Origin of the sequence: uncultured Alistipes sp. (genome assembly GCF_963931675.1) — a bacterium.
Classification (GTDB): domain Bacteria; phylum Bacteroidota; class Bacteroidia; order Bacteroidales; family Rikenellaceae; genus Alistipes.
On sequence record NZ_OZ007039.1, the window covers coordinates 2,249,865 to 2,268,037 of the forward strand.

An 18,173-nucleotide genomic window follows, 5' to 3' on the forward strand; every position below is an offset into this window, starting at 1 on the left:
AGGTGAAACTATCGATGCAGACGGAGGAACAGATACTGGCCGAAGGGTGCCAGAAGGGCGAAAATACGGCCCGTAAAGAGCTGTATGATCGCTTTGCCGGACGGCTGTTGGCGATCTGTATGCGCTATGTCGGTGACCGCGAGACGGCCGAAGACCTCGTGCATGACGCCTTCATCAAGATTTTCGGCGCCTTCGACCGCTTCTCCTACCGGGGCCCCGGGTCGCTCCGGGCCTGGATCGAGCGGATTACGGTCAATGTCGCCCTGGAGTGGCTCCGGAACCGGAACCGCCTCGGAACCCTCGAACTCGACGAGGGCCGCGCCGCCGCCGAAATCGCCGAACCCGAACCGGGTGAGGTGGCGCGCATCCCGCAGGAGGTGTTGATGCGTTTCGTCGCCGAACTCCCCGACGGTTACCGGACCGTCTTCAACCTCTACTGTATCGAAGAGCGGTCCCATAAGGAGATCGCCGAACTGTTGGGTATCAACGAGAAGAGTTCCTCGTCGCAACTCTTCCGCGCGCGGACCCTGCTGGCCCGCCGGATCAAGGACTATTTGAAGTCGCAGAGATGAAGATGAAACAAAATACCGATTGGACCGATGTCATGCGGAGTGCGTTGCGCGACGCCGAACTCCCGCCCGCCGAAGGCGGTTGGGAGCGTCTGCAGCGTGAACTCGATGGGATGGAACCGCGCCTTGCCGGGACCCTTGTCCCCGAACCCCGGAAAAACGTATGGCGGATCTATGGACCGCGGATCGCCGCTGCTGCCGCCGTCGTGTTGGTCTGTGTCGTAGCCGTAGAGATGCTGTGGCGACCGGACAAGGAGTTGGGGGATGAGGCGCATCCGATGATCGCTTCAGAGGCGGAAGCCGGTGATCCTGCGGTCGATGGAGCACAACTTCCCGAGTCGGCATCGCTGCGGGAGCGGCTCGCCGAAGCCTCCGGCTGGACAGAGGCTCCCGGAGCCGGGGCGGAGCGCCCCGCGAAAGCGGAAAAGGAGGGAATGGTCGCAATCGGATCGGCTGAAAAAGGCCCGGAGTTGTTGGCCGTGGCAACGGAACGGCTGTCGGCAGCCGCCGAAGCGGAGCGGCCGGTGCAGCGGGAGGCTGAGGCCCGGAAGGCGGGTCCGGAGGGCGCGCTCCGGACGGATGCCCGCACGGAGCAGTCGGCTCCGAAGGCGGCGCAGACCCGGCAGCCGGAACCGTCGGCTGACGCTCGTCCGGAATCCGGACAGGTGCGGCAGCGCCGTGCGGCGGAAACAACCCGCAGCCGGACTTCGGCCCGGACGGCCGGGGATGCCGGGACGTTTGGCGATCCTTTCGCAGAGCCCTTCGAGGCGCGGCACAACGGAGGCCGGACCCGGACCAAAGCTTCGTTGGCTCTCTTTGCCGGCGGCGGTATGACGGGCGGCAGTGCCTTGCAGGGGACGGCCATGCGAAGCTATTCCCCCATGGCGAACGATGCCGTGTCGCTCGTCGGAAACGGCGACAACTTCTCGCCCATGGAGCGGCGCAATTACGATGAAAGCTCATTCCGCCACCATCTGCCCCTGGGGTGCGGCGTGACCGTGCGGGCGGAACTCCCCTACGGGCTCTCGCTCGAAAGCGGTGTCAACTATACGCTGTTGCGGTCGGATGTGCGTCTGCGCTACTCCTCGGACGACGTGAGCCAGAAGCTCCATTTTATCGGGGTGCCTCTTCGGTTGAACTGGCAATTTGTCGAGCAGGGACGCTTCTCGGCCTATCTCGGGGCGGGCGGAATGCTCGAAAAGTGCATCTCGGCGAAGTTCGGAAGCGAAAATGTCAATGAAGCCGGGGTGCAGTGGTCGGCAACCGCTGCAATCGGTGCCCAATATCGCCTCGGAGAGGTCGTAGGCCTCTATTTCGAGCCTGAAGCCGCCTATTACTTCAACGATACCGAACTGCGTACGTCGCGTTCCGATGCTCCGCTCTCGGTCTCCTTGCGCGTAGGTGTGCGGCTGCTGTTCTAACTCCCTGTCCGTGATTCCCTCCCTTTGTTCCGACCGACCGTCCCGGCCAGACGGTTCGTTGTGCGGGCAGGAGGACTTTGCACCCAATTGTCAACATGTATTGTCAATTGGGAAATTCCCGGCTGCGGAGAAACTCCCTTCCTCCTCGAAACCCGCGTACAGACATGTCTGAACGTACTATCCATACGATCAAAAGTGCTGTTTTTTTATTGTTGGTAAGAAATTTGTTATTATTTTTGCAAGAATAATAAATAGAGGTGTGTGGATGTGAAAATGGAATATGAAAGGGTAAGATAAAACAGAGGCGCGGTACTCCGCACCTCTGTCTGGTAGTCCCGACGGGAATCGAACCCATATCGTAAGAACCGGAATCTTATATTCTATCCATTGAACTACGGGACCGGGACTGCAAAGATGCAAAAAAAATTTTAATAAACGAAAAAAAATGCGTGAAAAGCGGAATAATTGGTTTAGAATTGAGGCGGTGATTAAATGGGCGAATATGTCGACCAACTATTTTGCTCGCTATATCGGCCTTGCAAGAGGCGAAAACCTCTATCAGATCAAACGCGGGAACAACGGCATTTCGCTCGACGTGGCGGATCGGATCGTCGCCAAGTTCCCCCAGATCGACAAACTGTGGCTTCTGACCGGAGAGGGGCAGATGTTCTCCGACGGATCGCTCCGCGGTCCCCAGATCCCCTATTACGATGTAGATGTCGAACAGGGAATCTCCAACCTGGAACACCTGGAGGCTCAGAGCAATCTGATCATTCCGCCCGTCGGAGGGTGCGACCTGGCCATGTCATACACCGGGCGTGCCATGGGCGACCGCGTGCCCCCGGGAACCATCGTCCTCCTGAAGGCCGTAGACCGTGATGCAATTATTCCTGGTGAAGAATATGTGATTGTCTGCCGAAAAATTGTAACTTTGCGCATAGTTCGTGCCGCAGAGGAGGAGGGCAAAGTCCGCCTCGTGGCCGGAGACCGGGAACACTATGACGATATTGTCTTGAACGACAGCGATATAGTCTCGGTCTACAAAGTGAAGGCTAAATTGATAATCAACAACTAAAGCGCATGTTTTCAGGCATCGTGGAGGGTACGGCGGAGGTGGTTGCCATCCGCACGGACCGGCAAAACAAGGATTTTACGCTCCGGGCAGACTTCTGCAGCGAGCTCAAAATCGATCAGAGCATAGCTCATAACGGCGTTTGTCTGACGGTCGTGGACATCACGGACGATACCTACACCGTCACCGCCATGAAGGAGACCCTCGACCGCAGCAACCTCGGGCTGCTGCGCGTGGGCGACCTGGTCAACCTCGAACGCTCGATGAAACCCGACGCCCTGCTCGACGGACACATCGTCCAGGGCCACGTCGACCAGACCGCCGTCTGCACCGCCAAGGAGGATGCCGACGGAAGCTGGTATTTTACCTTCAGGTATGAACCCCGCGGCGGCGGACTCTGCACCGTCGAGAAGGGATCCGTGGCCGTGAACGGCGTCAGCCTTACGGTCTGCGACCCCACGCCCGACTCCTTCCGCGTGGCCATCATCCCCTATACCTTCGAACACACCAACTTCTGCCGCATCGAGGTGGGGTCGGTCGTCAATCTCGAATTCGACATCATCGGGAAGTACATCGCCCGCCTGATGCAAAACTACATGAAATAACTGAAGAAACATGGTACGCATCAAAACCAAGGAGGCCACGTCGGCCTGGATCGGGTTGCTGGCGGCCGTTATCGTTGCCGGACTCCTCGTCGCAATCCATGCCCAGGAGTATCCGGTTCGCTGGATTCCGGCTGTCATCGTCGTGCTCTGCACCTTCTCGGTCGTGACGTCCGTTGCGCTGTTCCTCATCCGCAAGTACGTCTCCTACAAGCTCAAGCCGATCTATTCGATCGTCCTTTCGCGCGACGTGCACACGAAGGAGATCTTCTCCGAACTCAAGGACAAGAAGGTCGAGGATATTGGCGAGGAACTTACCGCCTGGGCCGATACCAACGACAAGGAGATCGCCCGGCTGAAAGAGGCCGAGCAGTTCCGCAAACAGTACCTCGGCAATGTGGCCCATGAACTGAAAACCCCGATCTTCAACGTCCAGGGCTATATCTCCACGCTGCTGGACGGCGGACTGGAGGACGAACTCATCAACCGCAAATACCTCGAACGCGCCGAAAAGAGCATCGACCGCCTGATCAACATCGTCAACGACCTCGATACCATCTCGAAACTGGAGAGCAGCATGAACAAGCTCGACATGGAGAAATTCGACGTCGTGGCGCTGGCCAAGGAGATCGCCGACCAGGCCGAGATGGAGGCCGACAAGAAGGGTATCAGGATTTCGGTCAAGGGGGCCGAAAATCTCCCTTCGCCGTTCTGGGTTCTGGCCGACAAGCACTATATCGGACAGGTGTTCGTCAACCTGATCATCAATTCGATCCGTTACGGCAAGGAGGGCGGGCAGACCCGTATCCGCTTCCGAGACATGCTGGACAAGATTCTCGTCGAGGTCGAGGACAACGGTCTCGGAATCGGCAAGGAGGACCTGCCGCGCGTCTTCGAGCGCTTCTACCGCACGGACAAGGGCCGCTCGCGCGAGCAGGGCGGAACGGGACTCGGACTGGCCATTGTCAAGCACATCGTCGAGGCCCACGGCGAACGCATTACCGTCCGCAGCGAGCCGGGTGTCGGCAGCACCTTCTCCTTTACGCTCAAAAAGGTCAACCTCCAGGACATCAAATAGCGTCGGAACGCTTCGGAGGGGGGGGGAGGAAGGAGAGTTGGTGAAGACCGGAGCGCCGGGCGTGTGACCGGACTGGACGGCGTGTTGAAAATGACTTGAATAGATGTTACAGATTCCTTTATTGATACAACCGCTTTCGATCGTATGGGATTTCGATCCGGTGCTCTTCCGCATCGGGACGTTCGATATCCGCTATTACGGACTGATGTGGGCGCTGGCCATCCTGATCGGCGCCAAATTCTTCGATAACTTCTGCAAACGCGAAGGGCTTCCCTCGAAAGTCTCCGAGTCGATCTTCGTCTACGGAACGATCGCCACGATCCTCGGGGCGCGCCTCGGACACTGCCTCTTCTACGATCCCGTGGGCTACCTCTCGCAACCCTGGACCATCATCACCGGATTCCGCGACGGCGGAATGGCCAGCCACGGTGCGGCCATCGGTCTGTTGATCGGCCTCTGGCTCTTCTCCCGCAAGAACAAACTGCCCTATGTCTGGTCGCTGGACCGCATCATGATTCCCGTGGGGATCGGCGGCGCCATCGTCCGGCTGGGCAACCTCTTCAATTCGGAGATATTCGGGCGCGCTACCACGCTGCCCTGGGGCTTCGAGTTCGTGCGTTCGCACAAGTGGGTGACCGAGTACGCCCCGGCTGCCGTGCATCCCACGCAGATCTACGAGGCGATCTGCTATGTGGTGACCTTCGTGATCCTCTACTGGCTCTATTACCGCAGGGATATGGCGCGTCGGCGTCCCGGCATCCTGTTCGGCATCGGACTGATCGGGGTCTTCCTCACGCGTTTCTTCCTCGAATTCATCAAGACCGAACAGGAGGATTTCGAGATCGGCTGGGCCCTCGACATGGGGCAATGGCTCAGCATTCCCTTCATCGTGCTGGGCATCTATATGATCTGGCGGGGCATGAAGCATCCGGAGGTCGTGGTGGCGGCTCCGAAATCGGCCGCTGCAGTATCGGACCTGAACCGTCATGCCGCAGGACATGGTGCCGGGAGCGGCGCCGGAGGTGGCACTCCGAAGACGGCGGCGGCGAACTCCGCCCCGAAATCGTTCCATAAAAAGAGACGGAAATGAACGAAAACCCGATGACCGAACAGGTCGCCAGACTCATCGGCAATTTGCTGGCCGGAGGCGGGACACTGCTCCTGCCCGGTGTCGGGACGCTGTATGCCGAACGGCAGGCGGCCCGGCGCATCGACCGGCGGCATGTGGTGCCGCCGTGCCGCACGGTGCAGTTCTCCTCGCAGGAGCGCGGGACGTCGCTCGTCGACGAGATTGCCCGCGTCCTGAAAGTCAACGGCGTGCGGCCCGAAAACCCCGTTCCCGAGGCGCAGAAGGTCTACGACCGCTGGATCGCCCAGGTCCGCGAGGGGGATACGCTGACCATCGCCGGTATCGGGGTGTTGCGCTTCAAGGATTTCCGGGTCGATCCGGAGTTCGACCGGCGGCTCAACCCTCAGGGGCATGAACCGGTTCGGGTGCAGGCTCCGCGCCGTTTCGATGCCGTGTTGTGGATCGGCATCGTGGCCATCGTCTGCGTGGTGGGCGCTACGGCCTGGTGGTGGTTCGGACTGAAGCAGTCCGGAGATGCCGCGATGTTGGCAAAGGTGGCCCGGCGTGCGACGTCGCAACGTCAGATTACCGCGGAACGTGTTCCCGAGGGTGCGGCAGTGGCCATAGCGGCGGATACGGCGGTGAATGCTGCGGCGGATGCGGCGGATCTCTCTTCCGGAGCTGCGGCAACGCCCGGGCAGACGGAGGTGCGGACGCCTTCGGCGGCAACGTCTGAAGCCGTCCGCGAACCGGCGGAGCGTACAGCCGGCAGCGAGCCCGGAGCCGTCCGCATGACTTCCGGACGGCACTATGTGGTCATGGGGGTCTTCAGTTCGGAGCAGAATGCCGAACGGGCCGCCCGGGAAGCCTCCGCAGAAGAGGTGGCCATGACCTGCGGCATCTATCGCTTCGGTGCGAAATTCATGGTCTCGCCCTTCGAGTCGGACGATCCCGAAGCGTGCAGGCTCTTCATCAGCGCCCACGCCGAGCGTTTCCCCGGCATGTGGACCTATACCGCACGTTGATGCGTCTGGCAGAGGGGATAACGCGGTTGATCGACCGGCTCTACATCCGGCCCGTTGCGGCCATCCTGCCCCGGCAGGTATTCCGCTATGCCGCCTGCGGAGGTTTCACCTATCTGGTTTTCGATCCGGTCTGCTACTCGCTGCTCTACAATTTCCTGGTCGGCTATCGCTTCTTCGACCTGGGTTTCGTGGTCATTTCGCCGCACATCGCCGCGATGGTGCTTGTCTTTCCCTGCACCTTCTTCGTGGGATTCTGGCTCAACCGTTACGTCGCTTTCCGCCGTTCGCCCGTCGGTGCCGGAGCGCAACTGTTCCGTTATCTGTTGTCGATCGTGGGGTCGATCCTGCTGACCTATGCCGGATTGAAGCTCTTCGTCGAGGTGTGCGGCATCTGGCCCACGCCCGCCAAGGTGATTACCACGCTGCTGACGACCGTATACAGTTTCCTTGCGGCCAAGTATTTCACCTTCCGCCACGCCGAAAAGGGTTGACCGTGCCGTCGGGTGCTGTCAGGGGAGTGGCTCGTAGTTGATTTCAGACTCCTCGTCCGTCCGCTCGATCTTCATGATGACCGGACGCAATCCGTCGTTGCAGGAGCAGATGGCCACACCCTCTTTCGTGATCCAGTCTCCGTAGTAGAATGTGCCGGCGCCGTGCGAAAGGGCGAAAACATATTGGTAGATGGTCTTCCAGGCCTCGTCGCAGAAACCTTCGGGTTTGGCATAGTCGGCGTAGAAAACCTGGCCTTCGCGCATCATGGGGCAACGGGTGAATTCCGGCCCGGCATATTCACGCGCGAGATCCTCCTGGAGTGTCCGTTTCAGAATAGTGATTTTGCAACGTTTCATGAACGTATTGGGTTTGTTGTGAATTTCGATTGACGCGGGGGTATGGAATGACGGTTGGATAGGCGGAGCTGGATCCCGATGGCTATCGCTGGTTCTCCTCGCGGAGTTTCTGCAGTTCGTACATCCGGTCGCGGAACTTCGCCGCTGCCAGGAAATCCAGCGACTTGGCGGCCCGTTCCATATTTTCGCGCGCCCGGTCGATCAGTTCGTCGAGATTTTCGCCCAGACCGGCAGTTAGGGTGCAGGCCGTATAGCCCTTCTGCACGTCGGCGGCCGTGGCGTAGTGCTCTTCCATGACGGGGTAGGCTGTCGGGATGCCGCACTCCGCGGCTTCGCGTCCCGCCAGCAGCGCACTCGGCCCCGAACCGCTCTTCTGCGCCCGCCGCGGCAGCATCTCGTGCTCCATGTTGAAACGCACCTGCTTCTCGCGGCGGCGGTTGCTCTGCTCGATGGCGTAGCGCATCGACTCCGTGCAGGTGTCGGCGTAGAGGATCACGTTGCCCTGCGAGTGGCGCGCGGCACGCCCGGCGATCTGCGTCAGCGACCGCACGTTGCGCAGAAAACCCTCCTTGTCGGCGTCCAGAATCGCCACCAGCGCCACCTCCGGAAGGTCCAGACCCTCGCGCAGCAGGTTCACACCCACCAGCACGTCGAACAGGCCGTTGCGCAGGTCCTCCAGGATCTGGATCCGCTCCAGCGTGTCGACGTCCGAGTGGATGTAGCGGTTGCGCACCCCCACGCGGTCGAAGTATTTCGAGAGCTCCTCGGCCATCCGTTTGGTGATGGTCGTCACGAGCACCTTGTCGTCGTTCTTCACCCGCTTGTCGATCTCCTCGATCAGGTCGTCGATCTGGTTCAGCGTCACCCGCACCTCCAGCGGCGGGTCCACCAGCCCCGTGGGGCGGATCAGCTGCTCGGCAATCACCCCTTCGCTCTTCATCAGTTCCCAGTCGGCGGGCGTCGCGCTTACGTAGATCGAGGTACCCTGCAGCTGCTCGAACTCCGCGAAGGTCAGCGGACGGTTGTCCTTCGCCGCCGGGAGCCGGAAACCGTACTCCACGAGGTTCTCCTTCCGGGCACGGTCGCCGCCGAACATCGCGTGGACCTGCGGCAGCGTCACGTGGCTCTCGTCCACGACCATCAGGTAATCCTTCGGGAAGTAGTCCAGCAGGCAGAAGGGCCGCGTTCCGGCGGCGCGTCCGTCGAAATAGCGCGAGTAGTTCTCGATCCCCGGGCAGTAGCCCAGCTCCTTGATCATCTCCAGGTCGTACTCCACGCGCTGCTTGATGCGCTGCGCCTCGACCATCCGTCCCGACTGCTCGAAGAACTCCACCTGCTTGCCCAGGTCGAGGTAGATCTGCTGCACGGCCGAATTGATGCGCTCCTTGGTCGTCACGAAGAGGTTCGTGGGGTAGAGCGTCAGTGCGTCGAGCGTCTGGATACGCTGACCCGTCACGGGATCGATCGACTGGATCGCCTCGATCTCGTTGTCGAAGAACATCACCCGGAAACACTGGTTCCCGAACTCGCCGAAGGCCGCCATGATGTCCACCGTGTCGCCGTTGACGCGGAACGTCGCCGGTTCCAGCTCGCGTTCCGTGCGGGTGTAGAGTGCCTCGACCAGTTTGTAGAGGAAGTGCTTGTAGCTGACGACCTGTCCCACCTCGATGTGGATCGCCGTGGCGTGGAAATCCGCCGGGTTGCCCGCGCCGTAGAGGCACGAGACACTCGACACGACCACTACGTCGCGCCGCCCCGAGAGGAGCGTCGCCACGGTCTGCAGGCGCATCTTCTCGATCTCGGCGTTGATCGAGAGGTCCTTTTCGATATAGGTGTCCGTCGAAGGGAGGTAGGCCTCCGGCTGGTAGTAGTCGTAGTAGGAGACGAAGTACTCGACGGCATTTTCCGGGAAGAAGTTCCGGAATTCGCCGTAGAGCTGTGCCGCAAGGGTCTTGTTGTGGCTCAGGACCAGGGTCGGGCGGTTCAGTTGTGCGATGACGTTGGCTACCGTGAAGGTCTTGCCCGAGCCCGTGACACCCAGCAGCACGTTGTGCTTCGAGCCGTGGCGGATCGAGCCGACGAGCTGGGAGATGGCCTCCGGCTGGTCGCCCATCGGGGCGTAGTCCGATACGAGTTTGAAGTCCATGTTGCAAAGGTAATGATAAAATGAAACAGTTTTCAATTTTATGCCGTTTTTTGCGCTCCGTCGGGGTCCCTCGCCGCCTTCGGCATCGTCTGCAAATCTGCCTCCCCCCGCCATCTCGGGGTTTATTGCTTGGTCTCGGGATTTACTCCTCTATGCGGCCTTGCATATTGAAAACAATTTTCTACCTTTGTCTCGCTGAGCAATCAGCGGACATATTTGATGAAAGTGTTTTCGCACTGTCCTTAACTGAAAATGTGGAAGTTTTCAAAAGCAAAAGGATGGACGAACAGCACTCATTCCTTGTATAGATACGTGGTTGGCATATCTTGTGCCCATACCCCAATATCTATCTCGGTGTGGGGTATTGCGTCGTTTATTTTTGCTTGGGTCCTTCCACAACCTTCAGTTAGATAGACGAAACGGCTCCACACTTTCTTTTTTATGTAATCCGCAGTCGGAGCCGGGTGGAAAACTGATACGATTTATCATGAAAAAATGCCAATATCGAGGCCATTCAGTCCATTGTCGACGTATTGTCCGCTGCGGATTGCATAACGGCGGTCGTCCCGGTTCGCAGCGGGACGGAGACGATCGGTTATACGATTCCCTGCGAGAAGAGCGAACCGATAACGATTTATCACGAGAAGGACGCCGTGGATGCGATTCTGTTCGAAGATGAACTTGTTAAGAGCATATGTGTATTTCGTTGGGATACCGATAAAGACGGTGAACTTTCTGTCGCTGAAGCCGAAGCAGTCACTTCACTGCGCAAGGCGTTCAATGCGGAACCGATTCGCCATTGTCGCGGCGGAGTAGCGGTTGCCCACGAAACGATGACAGCCTGCATCATGCAGGCTGTCGTCGTTTTATTTCAGTATTTTTTGCAGCAACACTTCGTCGCGGTAGCCGTCGGGAGTCCACAACCAGTCGCGTTTCGTGCCGACCTCCCGGAACCCCAGTTTGCGGAACAGCCCCAGGCTCGCTTCGTTGTCGGCCCCGACGTTGCACCACAACTGGTGCATCCGCAACCCTTCGCGGGCATAGCGGCAAAGCCTCTCCACCGCATCGGCTGCATAGCCCCGGCAACGGTCGTCTCGGTCGTAGATCAGGATTCCCAGCCCGGCACGTCCGTGCAACGGGTCGTATTCGAACAGGTCGAGCGTCCCGATCGTGCGGAACGTGCGGGCCGTCCGATTCGGGTTGGCGGCCTTTGCTTCATCGGCCATTCCCGGCTCTGCTTCCGTTCTCGTTTCCGCCGTTCCCGCCGCTCCTGCTGGCTCCGGCACCTCGATCATCAGCCGCAACTGGCCGGTCCGCAACAGATCACCGCCCTCCAGCTGCCGGGAAATGAACCGCTCGATCTGCTCCCGCGAAAAGGGTTCCGTCGTGCCGCTCACCGCCCAGACCGCCGGATCGTTCTCCCACGTGTAGAGGAGTTCGACATCCGCCGGTTCCACGGCCCGCAGGCGGGTCAGGCTCCCTTCGAGTGACGTCACAGCCCGATCACTTTGTTGCGGATCAGCATCGCCACGCCCCAGGCGTTCGCATTCTCGCTCATCTTCGAAACGCGGAACTTCGTGTCCTTGTAGACCAGGTTGAGCGAGTATTTGTTCGTCGCGGACTTCAGCGGCAGCATGATGTAGTCGCCCGCCGCCGCGAGGTTGCCGCCCACGATCACCGTCTCGGGGTTGAACGTGTTGATCAGGAAGGCCACGGCCTTGCCGACCTTCTCGCCCGCCTCCTCGATCAGTTCGATCGAGAGGTTGTCGTCGTTTTTCGCCGCCTGGATGATGTCGTCGATGTGGATGCTCTTCTGCTGGTCGTACTTTTCCTTGAGGATCGTGTTGACGCCCTTCTCGATCAGGTGGCACATCTTGTCTTCGATGGCGATACCCGAGACTTCGGTCTCCAGGCACCCCTTCTTGCCGCACGAGCAGATGATCTCGTTGTCGAAGAACGGAATGTGCCCGAATTCACCCGCGAATCCGCTCTTGCCGTAGTAGAGCTGTCCGTCGACCACGATGCCGATGGCCACGCCGCGGCCCATGTGCAGGTAGAGGACGTTGCTCTCCTCCTTCGATTTGCCGCACGTGTACTCGGCATAGCAGCGGGCCCGGGTGTCGTTTTCCAGCAGCACGCGGATGCCGACACGATCTTCGAGGATGTCGCGCAGCGACTGTTCGCTCGACGTGAAGTATTTGTAGCTGCGGCCTGTGGCGGGGTTCACGCGGCCCGTCATGCAGACGCCCAGGCCGAGGATCTTCGCGCGGTCGATGCCGCAGTTGGCGATGAAGTTTTCGATATTCGAGCAGATGCGTTCGATGCACTGCGGGCGGTCGATGAGTTCGAACGTGAAGTCGTTCTCCTCCTTGATGATATTGTTCTGCAGGTCGGTGATCAGGAAGCGCATGTTGTCGCGTCCGACATTCACCCCGGCGAAGTAGATGGCCGAATTGGCCAGTCCGAAGATGTTCGGGCGGCGTCCGCCCGGGGTTTCGACCTTGCCCAGATCCGAGACGATGTTCTCGTCGACCAGTTCCTGGACCAGTTTGGTGATCGTCGGGACGCTGATATGCAGCTCTTTGGTCAGTTCCGAGAGCGTGCACTCGCCGTTGACGGCCATGTGTGCGATGATGTTGCGCTTGATGATGCTGTTTTTGTGGGAAATACCCTTCAGGGCTTCGTCTTCGTGTTTGTTGAAAAATTCGGTGAGTGATGTCATCCTTCCAGGCTGTTTTTTAAGTAACAATGCAAATATAGCGACTTAAATTAAAAAATGCAATAACTTTTTAAGTAATTTAATAAATTTTCCGCCTGAAAGGACAATAAAAAAATAACGGTCTGAATACCAGACCGTTATTTTTTGTCGGGAGAATTCGGTAATCCTCGGGACGATTCCGTCCACAGGATTACATCCGTCTCCCCCCCCCGGATTGCACGCAATCCCGTTTCCGTAAGGGGGTTACAGCGTCGATTTCGACTCGACCGCAGCGTTGGCGTCGACTTTGCGGATCAGACCCTGGAGCACCGTGCCGGGACCGAGCTCGGTGAACTCCGTCACGCCGTCGGCCAGCATGTTCTTGACGATATAGGTCCAGCGCACCGGAGCCGTCAACTGGGCGATCAGGTTGGCCTTGATGGCGGCGGGATCGGTGTAGGGTTTGGCGTCGACGTTCTGGTAGATCGGGCACGTGGGGGTCTGGAACGGAGCCTCGTGGATGGCCTTTTCGAGCTCCTGCTTGGCGGGCTCCATCAGCGGCGAGTGGAACGCCCCGCCGACCGGCAGACGCAGGGCACGGCGTGCTCCGGCTGCCTTGGCCTTCTCACAGGCGGCCTCTACGGCCTCCACGGCTCCCGAGATCACCAGCTGTCCCGGGCAGTTGTAGTTGGCGGCTACGACCACGCCGTCGACCGAGGCGCAGATCTCCTCGACGACTTTGTCTTCCAGTCCGAGAATGGCGGCCATCGTGCCGGGCCGGGCCTCGCAGGCGGCCTGCATGGCCATGGCACGTTTCGAGACGAGTTTCAGACCGTCCTCGAACGAGAGGGCTCCGGCAACGACCAGCGCCGAGAATTCACCCAGCGAGTGTCCGGCAACGGCATCGGGTTTTACGCCGAGGGCCTTGGCCATGATCACCGAGTGGAGGAAAACGGCCGGTTGGGTGACCTTCGTCTGCTTGAGTTCGTCGTCCGTTCCGGCGAACATGATGTCCGTGATGCGGAATCCGAGTATCTCGTTTGCTTTCTCGAAGAGTTCCTTTGCTTCGGGAACGTTGTCGTAGAGGTCCTTGCCCATCCCGACGGCCTGGGCGCCCTGGCCCGGGAACACGTAAGCGTGCTTCATGATTTTCGTGTTTTTTGGTTTAGCGGTTGCAAAGATACGAATTTATTTTCTAACTTTGCACCGCCAAGGTTCACAAAGGGCCGATCCCGCGTATGCGATCGAGTATGCAGGAGGTTGTGAGGCTCTGCGTGATGAAAAGGGAATGCCGTGAAAATCGGCAGCAGTTCCCGCTGCTGTAAGTCCCGTTGATTGCCGCAACACGCTGGCCACTGGTCCCTCAGGACCGGGAAGGCGTTGCGACAGGGATGAGCCAGAAGACCTGCCTTGCACTTCCCGGGAGGGGAGAATCTTTTTCGAGCGCATCTGCGGAGAACGGAGCATCGTGGAAATCGGCGACAGGCCGCAAAAACGGGTGTTTGTTTGGTGTGATACGGCGAAAACGGAGGATTCGATCTCGGGAGGCACGGGACCGGATTTTTTGTTTTTATACATATTCATTTAAACCAAACGACCATGAAACGATTTCTATTTGTTTCGGCCATTGTGCTGATGGACATGCTGGCTTTTGTCGGCTGTGCAAATGATGACAACGGGAATGATTCGGTTCCGGCGACAGCTGTCGTGCTGGATGTCACGGAAAAGGACCTTGTGATGGGGGAGACCCTCCAACTGACGGCGACGCCCGCTCCGGCCGATACGACGGATCCGGTGGTGTGGAGCTCGGACAAGGAGACCGTGGCCACGGTTTCGGAAACGGGACTGGTGACGGCCGTAGCGCCGGGTACGGCGGTTGTCAAGGCGGTTTGCGGCAGCGTGTCGGCGACCTGCACCGTACAGGTTACCGAGCCCGCTGCGGAGTATGACATCATCTCCTTCGAGGAGGAAGAGGGTATGATGGACTTCGTGGGCAGTGCCGTCGAATTGGGCGATATAGAGGTGGTCGGTGGAAGCGCTGCCGGGACCCAACACCATGTTTTCTGGGCAAAACCCTATGCGGCCGAGTACGGTGACCCCGATGGAATCATGGGGTTGGAACTCGACTGTCTGCTCTTCTCTTCCGCCGATGAGAATGTCTGGTTCGGCTCTTATTATTGTGACTGTACCGGATGGGGCTCCCAGATGGATACGTGGGGCGGCTTCGTGCTGTCGCAGAACTGCAATACGACGGCAACCTCGCACGATTACGCCAATCAGTTCTCCGTGTACGCCGAATCGGGCGCCAATTCGGGCAAGACCTTCGCCGTGGCCTACTGCAACGGCATGATGGGCGGGGCATACTCCGCGCCGGTCATTGAATTCTCCAAAACACCCCGCACGGTGGCCTATCTGTACATGGCTCCCTCGACGATGCTCGATTCCTATTATAAATACGATCTTACGGCCGCCAGGGACCGCACGTTCGGGTTCCGGATCACCGGGTCGCTGAACGGAGAATCGACCGGTACGGTGGATGTGACGCTGGTGAAGAACAGCACGGTCGAGGCCGGATGGGTCAAGGTCGATCTCTCGGCGCTGGGACAGGTCGACAAACTGGCCTTCGCGCCCGAAGGCATCAATCCCAACGTGGATTTCGATCCGGTTTACTTCTGCCTGGATGAGATCGCGCTGGTGAAAGAGTAAGACTTTTATTAAATAAATTTTGCGAATATGAAATTGAATATGAAACTCTTGTCTCGCTTTTTTCTGGCGACGCTGTGTGTAGCCTCTGTGGCTGCCTGCTCGGATGATGATGAGGGTGAACCGGCGCCGGAGTACGATGTGATCTCCTTCGAGCCTTCGGAGCACATGGTCGATGTCAACGGCGAAGAAATTGCGCTGAAAAGCGTCACCATGAGCCTCTATGAAGGGGCTGGATACGCCGACTTCACCTTTGCCTCCATCTACTGCGGCAAGGAGTACGCTACGACGGAAAACCATGACGGCCCGCTCTTCATGACCGCCGACGGCTCGGTGGAATTCCTCTCCTACTATGCCTCCGGCTTTGACTACTGGAACGGAATTGCCCTGGCCGCCATGCCCGACATGCAGCCGGCTGCCAGTGCCCCGAAGCAGCAGTTCTCCGTATGGGCCGAAGGCGGTGCCAACAATACGCCGACCTATGCCGTCTGCTACGACTCGAATACCCCTTCGGAGGGATATCCTGCAGGGATGAGCAAATCGGGCTATCCGACCTTCACCCTTGCGCAGCCCCGGGTTGTCGATCACCTCTACATCGCCAATTCGACCTATGTCTACAATTGGTTCCAGGGCGAAGAGGGCGACTTGTTCCAGGTGAAGATCACCGGATGGAACGGTGACACCGAAGTAGGTTCGACGACCGAGACGTTGATTTCGGGTTCGACGAAGCTTGCCGGATGGCGCAAGGTGAATTTGGCCTCGTTGGGAGCCGTCGATAAACTGGTCTTCAAGGTGGCGGGTATCGATATTACGCAGGATCCCTCCTATTTCTGCATCGACGAAGTCGCGCTTGTGAAGGAGTAATCCGGTGTCCGGCAATTCTGAAAACAACCGCCCCCGCAGTTCTCTGCGGGGGCGGTTTCGTGTATTCCGGGCATTTTCGTGTATTCCGGGCATTTTCGTGTATTCCGGGCATTTTCGTGTATTCCGGGCATTTTCGTGTATTCCGGGCATTTTCGCGGGACCGGGACTTTTGCAGTCCGGGGCGGAGTGCCGGTTTCGGGGACCCGCGTCCTGCCGCCGCCGGGCCGGGGCGTCAGAGGTTGAAGGCGCGTTTGAGTTCGTCCATCTGCTCGGGAGTCGTTCCCGTGGGTTCGAATCCCATGGACTTGGCCGTGAGGTAGATCTGGGCCGATTTCGAGAGGACGTCGATCTGGTCGAAGGCCTCCATGACGTCGGGCCCCACGGCGCAGACGCCGTGCTTCTCCCACATCACCACGTCGTACTCCTTCAACTGCTCGATCGTTGCCCGGGCCAGCTCCACGGACGACGGCATGGCGTAGGGGACGATTCCGAGCCCCTTGGGGCAGAAGGCCCGCGTCTCGGGGATCATCGACCACAGGAGGTTGGTCAGCACATCCTTTTCGAGAAAAGCCGGGTTGTGGGTCATCGCCACGAGGTCGATCGGATGGGTGTGGATCGCCGCACGGTAGCCGTTCCCTGCGGCGAGCATCTGCTCGTGCATGGCCAGGTGCGACGCCAGTTCGGAGGTCGGGCGCACGGGCTCATCGGCCACGATTTCGTACGAGGCTCCGTCGTCGAGGATGCGGATCACCGCGCCGTTCTCCATCGGGCGGCGGGCCAGGTCGCGCATCCGGCGGTTCGTCCCCTTGCAGAAGAAGTAGCACCCCTTGAGCCGGGGCAGGGCCATGCCGAACGGAATCGGGTCGCTGAGGGACGGCAGGGCGCGGACCGCATCGTCGATGCACTCCGTGACGTTGATCGTGATGTTGCCGCCGTTGCGCTCGGCCCACCCCTTTTGCCAGAGGTATCCGGCTACCTCGGCCACTTCGGCTACCCGGCGGGCCAGTTCCGGACGGTTTTCGAGTATGGATTCCATGAATTGCGGTTTATTGGAACAAAGATGGGAAAAATATCGAGAAAAGCAACAGGACAAGTCCTGCGGTGAGTGTCGCCAGCGTGCGGGCGCTGGATCCCTTCCACTCCTTGAGCAGAAGGCCCCAAAGGTTCGAGAAGAGGACGTTCAGCGACATGAGGATGCTCCACGAGAAGGCCGTGAGCACGGGCGATCCGGAGAGGAAACTCTTGCCCGTCTCCAGTCCGAAGAACTGCGAGTACCAGAGTACGCCTGCCAGGGCGCAGAACAGCAGGTTGTTGGCCAGCGTGGAGCGGCTGACGCGGAGATACTCTCCGGCGGTGTGGTTGCGCACGTTCTGGTAGAGGCAGTAGGCGGCGTTGGTGACGAACCCGCCGGTGGTGACGAGCAGGATGACGGGCAGCCCGGCGAAGAGCGGTGCGACGCCCTGTGCGGCGGCCGCGGCCCTGATCGGCGCTCCGGCGTCGAGCCCCAGGGCGAAGCAGGCGCTCATCACACCGGCCAGCAGGGCCACGACGAGCCCTTTCGTGAGGGCGAAATCGCGGATGGCGGCGCGTTTCTCTTCGTCGCTCATCGTGGCGGCGCGCAGCGACCCGGCGTAGCCGATCACGGCGATGCCCGCCAGTGTGATGCCGACGCCGACCAGGAGGATGAGCCCGGGGCCGTGCAGCAGGTCCGTTCCGGCGAAGAGGGCCGGGAGCAGCGTGCCGAAGGCCGAACAGGTCCCGAGCGAGATCGACTGCCCGAGCGCCACGCCGAGGTAGCGCATCGAGAGCCCGAACGTCAGGCCGCCGACGCCCCACAGCGCGCCGTAGACAATGGCCCGGAGGGCGCCGCCATGGCCCAGCAGGGCGAAGAGCGAACTCCCCTCGGGTACGGCGATCAGGGCCCCGAGCAGCGGGAAGAGAAGCCATGCGAAGATGCCCTGCACCATCCAGAAGTTCTCCCAGCTCCATTCGCGCACGCGGTTGATCGGCACGTAGGAGCTCGACTGCCCGAACGAACCGAGGGCAATGATCAGCAAACCGATAAAGATCTCCATAGG

General features: G+C 59.7%; 17 protein-coding genes, 1 tRNA gene and 1 riboswitch. Of the genes, 10 read left to right on the forward strand and 8 right to left on the reverse strand.

The features are described from left to right. The first annotated feature begins 14 nt into the window (after positions 1 to 14). Together ABGT65_RS09545 and ABGT65_RS09550 are read left to right on the forward strand one after the other, a co-directional pair. Positions 15 to 572, forward strand: a complete 558-nt coding sequence (locus ABGT65_RS09545) for a sigma-70 family RNA polymerase sigma factor (protein WP_346701676.1) — start codon at positions 15 to 17, stop codon at positions 570 to 572. After that, positions 569 to 1,990: a hypothetical protein gene (locus ABGT65_RS09550; protein WP_346701677.1), complete on the forward strand. Its 1,422-nt coding sequence runs from the start codon at positions 569 to 571 to the stop codon at positions 1,988 to 1,990. The genes ABGT65_RS09545 and ABGT65_RS09550 overlap by 4 nt, the downstream gene beginning before the upstream one ends. Positions 1,991 to 2,317: 327 nt before the next feature. Here ABGT65_RS09550 and ABGT65_RS09555 read toward each other — a convergent pair. Continuing rightward, positions 2,318 to 2,392: transfer RNA gene (locus ABGT65_RS09555), tRNA-Arg, on the reverse strand. Between the two features lie 43 nt (positions 2,393 to 2,435). On the opposite strand from ABGT65_RS09555, the gene ABGT65_RS09560 reads away from it, so the two are divergent. The 6 genes from ABGT65_RS09560 to ABGT65_RS09585 all read left to right on the forward strand — a co-directional run bounded on the left by ABGT65_RS09560 (position 2,436) and on the right by ABGT65_RS09585 (position 7,327). Further along, a complete protein-coding gene (locus ABGT65_RS09560) occupies positions 2,436 to 3,065 on the forward strand; it encodes a S24 family peptidase (protein ID WP_346701678.1) in 630 nt (209 codons plus the stop codon). Between the two features lie 5 nt (positions 3,066 to 3,070). Continuing rightward, positions 3,071 to 3,667: a riboflavin synthase gene (locus ABGT65_RS09565; RefSeq protein WP_346701679.1), complete on the forward strand. Its 597-nt coding sequence runs from the start codon at positions 3,071 to 3,073 to the stop codon at positions 3,665 to 3,667. 10 nt (positions 3,668 to 3,677) lie between these two features. Further along, positions 3,678 to 4,742, forward strand: a complete 1,065-nt coding sequence (locus ABGT65_RS09570; protein WP_346701680.1) for an ATP-binding protein — start codon at positions 3,678 to 3,680, stop codon at positions 4,740 to 4,742. Positions 4,743 to 4,863: 121 nt separating this feature from the next. Next, on the forward strand, positions 4,864 to 5,832 hold the full coding sequence (gene lgt, locus ABGT65_RS09575) for a prolipoprotein diacylglyceryl transferase (protein ID WP_346703079.1): 969 nt from the start codon (positions 4,864 to 4,866) through the stop codon (positions 5,830 to 5,832). Continuing rightward, complete coding sequence (locus ABGT65_RS09580; RefSeq protein WP_346701682.1) at positions 5,829 to 6,836, forward strand: hypothetical protein; 1,008 nt, start codon at positions 5,829 to 5,831, stop codon at positions 6,834 to 6,836. Before lgt ends, ABGT65_RS09580 begins: the two co-directional genes overlap by 4 nt. Next, positions 6,836 to 7,327 (forward strand): GtrA family protein, encoded by a 492-nt coding sequence (locus ABGT65_RS09585; protein WP_346701684.1) that lies wholly within the window; start codon positions 6,836 to 6,838, stop codon positions 7,325 to 7,327. The genes ABGT65_RS09580 and ABGT65_RS09585 overlap by 1 nt, the downstream gene beginning before the upstream one ends. 18 nt (positions 7,328 to 7,345) lie before the next feature. Here the strand turns inward: ABGT65_RS09585 and ABGT65_RS09590 are convergent, their stop codons facing one another. From ABGT65_RS09590 to fabD, 5 genes are all read right to left on the reverse strand, one after another. Further along, positions 7,346 to 7,684: a TIGR04076 family protein gene (locus ABGT65_RS09590; RefSeq protein WP_346701685.1), complete on the reverse strand. Its 339-nt coding sequence runs from the start codon at positions 7,682 to 7,684 to the stop codon at positions 7,346 to 7,348. Between the two features lie 82 nt (positions 7,685 to 7,766). After that, on the reverse strand, positions 7,767 to 9,830 hold the full coding sequence (gene uvrB, locus ABGT65_RS09595) for an excinuclease ABC subunit UvrB (protein WP_346701687.1): 2,064 nt from the start codon (positions 9,828 to 9,830) through the stop codon (positions 7,767 to 7,769). An 866-nt stretch (positions 9,831 to 10,696) separates the two neighbouring features. After that, positions 10,697 to 11,326: a GNAT family protein gene (locus ABGT65_RS09600; protein ID WP_346701688.1), complete on the reverse strand. Its 630-nt coding sequence runs from the start codon at positions 11,324 to 11,326 to the stop codon at positions 10,697 to 10,699. Beyond that, positions 11,323 to 12,552, reverse strand: coding sequence for an ROK family transcriptional regulator (locus ABGT65_RS09605; RefSeq protein ID WP_346701690.1), 1,230 nt, complete (start codon positions 12,550 to 12,552; stop codon positions 11,323 to 11,325). The genes ABGT65_RS09600 and ABGT65_RS09605 overlap by 4 nt, the downstream gene beginning before the upstream one ends. 240 nt (positions 12,553 to 12,792) lie before the next feature. Further along, positions 12,793 to 13,674, reverse strand: a complete 882-nt coding sequence (gene fabD / locus ABGT65_RS09610) for an ACP S-malonyltransferase (protein WP_346701692.1) — start codon at positions 13,672 to 13,674, stop codon at positions 12,793 to 12,795. 102 nt (positions 13,675 to 13,776) lie between these two features. Next, positions 13,777 to 13,956: riboswitch (cobalamin riboswitch) on the forward strand. Between the two features lie 171 nt (positions 13,957 to 14,127). On the opposite strand from fabD, the gene ABGT65_RS09615 reads away from it, so the two are divergent. Further along, entirely contained in the window at positions 14,128 to 15,234 is a 1,107-nt protein-coding gene (locus ABGT65_RS09615) for a DUF4465 domain-containing protein (protein WP_346701694.1), read from the forward strand. 27 nt (positions 15,235 to 15,261) lie between these two features. Further along, positions 15,262 to 16,095: a DUF4465 domain-containing protein gene (locus tag ABGT65_RS09620; RefSeq protein WP_346701696.1), complete on the forward strand. Its 834-nt coding sequence runs from the start codon at positions 15,262 to 15,264 to the stop codon at positions 16,093 to 16,095. A 232-nt stretch (positions 16,096 to 16,327) separates the two neighbouring features. On the opposite strand, the gene rhaD is transcribed toward ABGT65_RS09620, so the two are convergent. Continuing rightward, positions 16,328 to 17,131, reverse strand: coding sequence for a rhamnulose-1-phosphate aldolase (rhaD, locus tag ABGT65_RS09625; protein WP_346701698.1), 804 nt, complete (start codon positions 17,129 to 17,131; stop codon positions 16,328 to 16,330). A 10-nt stretch (positions 17,132 to 17,141) separates the two neighbouring features. After that, complete coding sequence (rhaT, locus tag ABGT65_RS09630) at positions 17,142 to 18,170, reverse strand: L-rhamnose/proton symporter RhaT (protein ID WP_346701700.1); 1,029 nt, start codon at positions 18,168 to 18,170, stop codon at positions 17,142 to 17,144. Positions 18,171 to 18,173: the final 3 nt, after the last annotated feature.

What these genes read in the sequence shown, in the direction of transcription:
- ABGT65_RS09545 (WP_346701676.1), top strand. Translation starts at nt 15, where the DNA reads ATGCAGACGGAGGAACAGATACTGGCCGAAGGGTGCCAGAAGGGCGAA.
- ABGT65_RS09550 (WP_346701677.1), top strand. Translation starts at nt 569, where the DNA reads ATGAAGATGAAACAAAATACCGATTGGACCGATGTCATGCGGAGTGCG.
- ABGT65_RS09560 (WP_346701678.1), top strand. Translation starts at nt 2,436, where the DNA reads ATGCGTGAAAAGCGGAATAATTGGTTTAGAATTGAGGCGGTGATTAAA.
- ABGT65_RS09565 (WP_346701679.1), top strand. Translation starts at nt 3,071, where the DNA reads ATGTTTTCAGGCATCGTGGAGGGTACGGCGGAGGTGGTTGCCATCCGC.
- ABGT65_RS09570 (WP_346701680.1), top strand. Translation starts at nt 3,678, where the DNA reads ATGGTACGCATCAAAACCAAGGAGGCCACGTCGGCCTGGATCGGGTTG.
- ABGT65_RS09580 (WP_346701682.1), top strand. Translation starts at nt 5,829, where the DNA reads ATGAACGAAAACCCGATGACCGAACAGGTCGCCAGACTCATCGGCAAT.
- ABGT65_RS09585 (WP_346701684.1), top strand. Translation starts at nt 6,836, where the DNA reads ATGCGTCTGGCAGAGGGGATAACGCGGTTGATCGACCGGCTCTACATC.
- ABGT65_RS09590 (WP_346701685.1), bottom strand. Translation starts at nt 7,684, where the DNA reads ATGAAACGTTGCAAAATCACTATTCTGAAACGGACACTCCAGGAGGAT.
- uvrB (WP_346701687.1), bottom strand. Translation starts at nt 9,830, where the DNA reads ATGGACTTCAAACTCGTATCGGACTACGCCCCGATGGGCGACCAGCCG.
- ABGT65_RS09605 (WP_346701690.1), bottom strand. Translation starts at nt 12,552, where the DNA reads ATGACATCACTCACCGAATTTTTCAACAAACACGAAGACGAAGCCCTG.
- fabD (WP_346701692.1), bottom strand. Translation starts at nt 13,674, where the DNA reads ATGAAGCACGCTTACGTGTTCCCGGGCCAGGGCGCCCAGGCCGTCGGG.
- ABGT65_RS09615 (WP_346701694.1), top strand. Translation starts at nt 14,128, where the DNA reads ATGAAACGATTTCTATTTGTTTCGGCCATTGTGCTGATGGACATGCTG.
- ABGT65_RS09620 (WP_346701696.1), top strand. Translation starts at nt 15,262, where the DNA reads ATGAAATTGAATATGAAACTCTTGTCTCGCTTTTTTCTGGCGACGCTG.
- rhaD (WP_346701698.1), bottom strand. Translation starts at nt 17,131, where the DNA reads ATGGAATCCATACTCGAAAACCGTCCGGAACTGGCCCGCCGGGTAGCC.
- rhaT (WP_346701700.1), bottom strand. Translation starts at nt 18,170, where the DNA reads ATGGAGATCTTTATCGGTTTGCTGATCATTGCCCTCGGTTCGTTCGGG.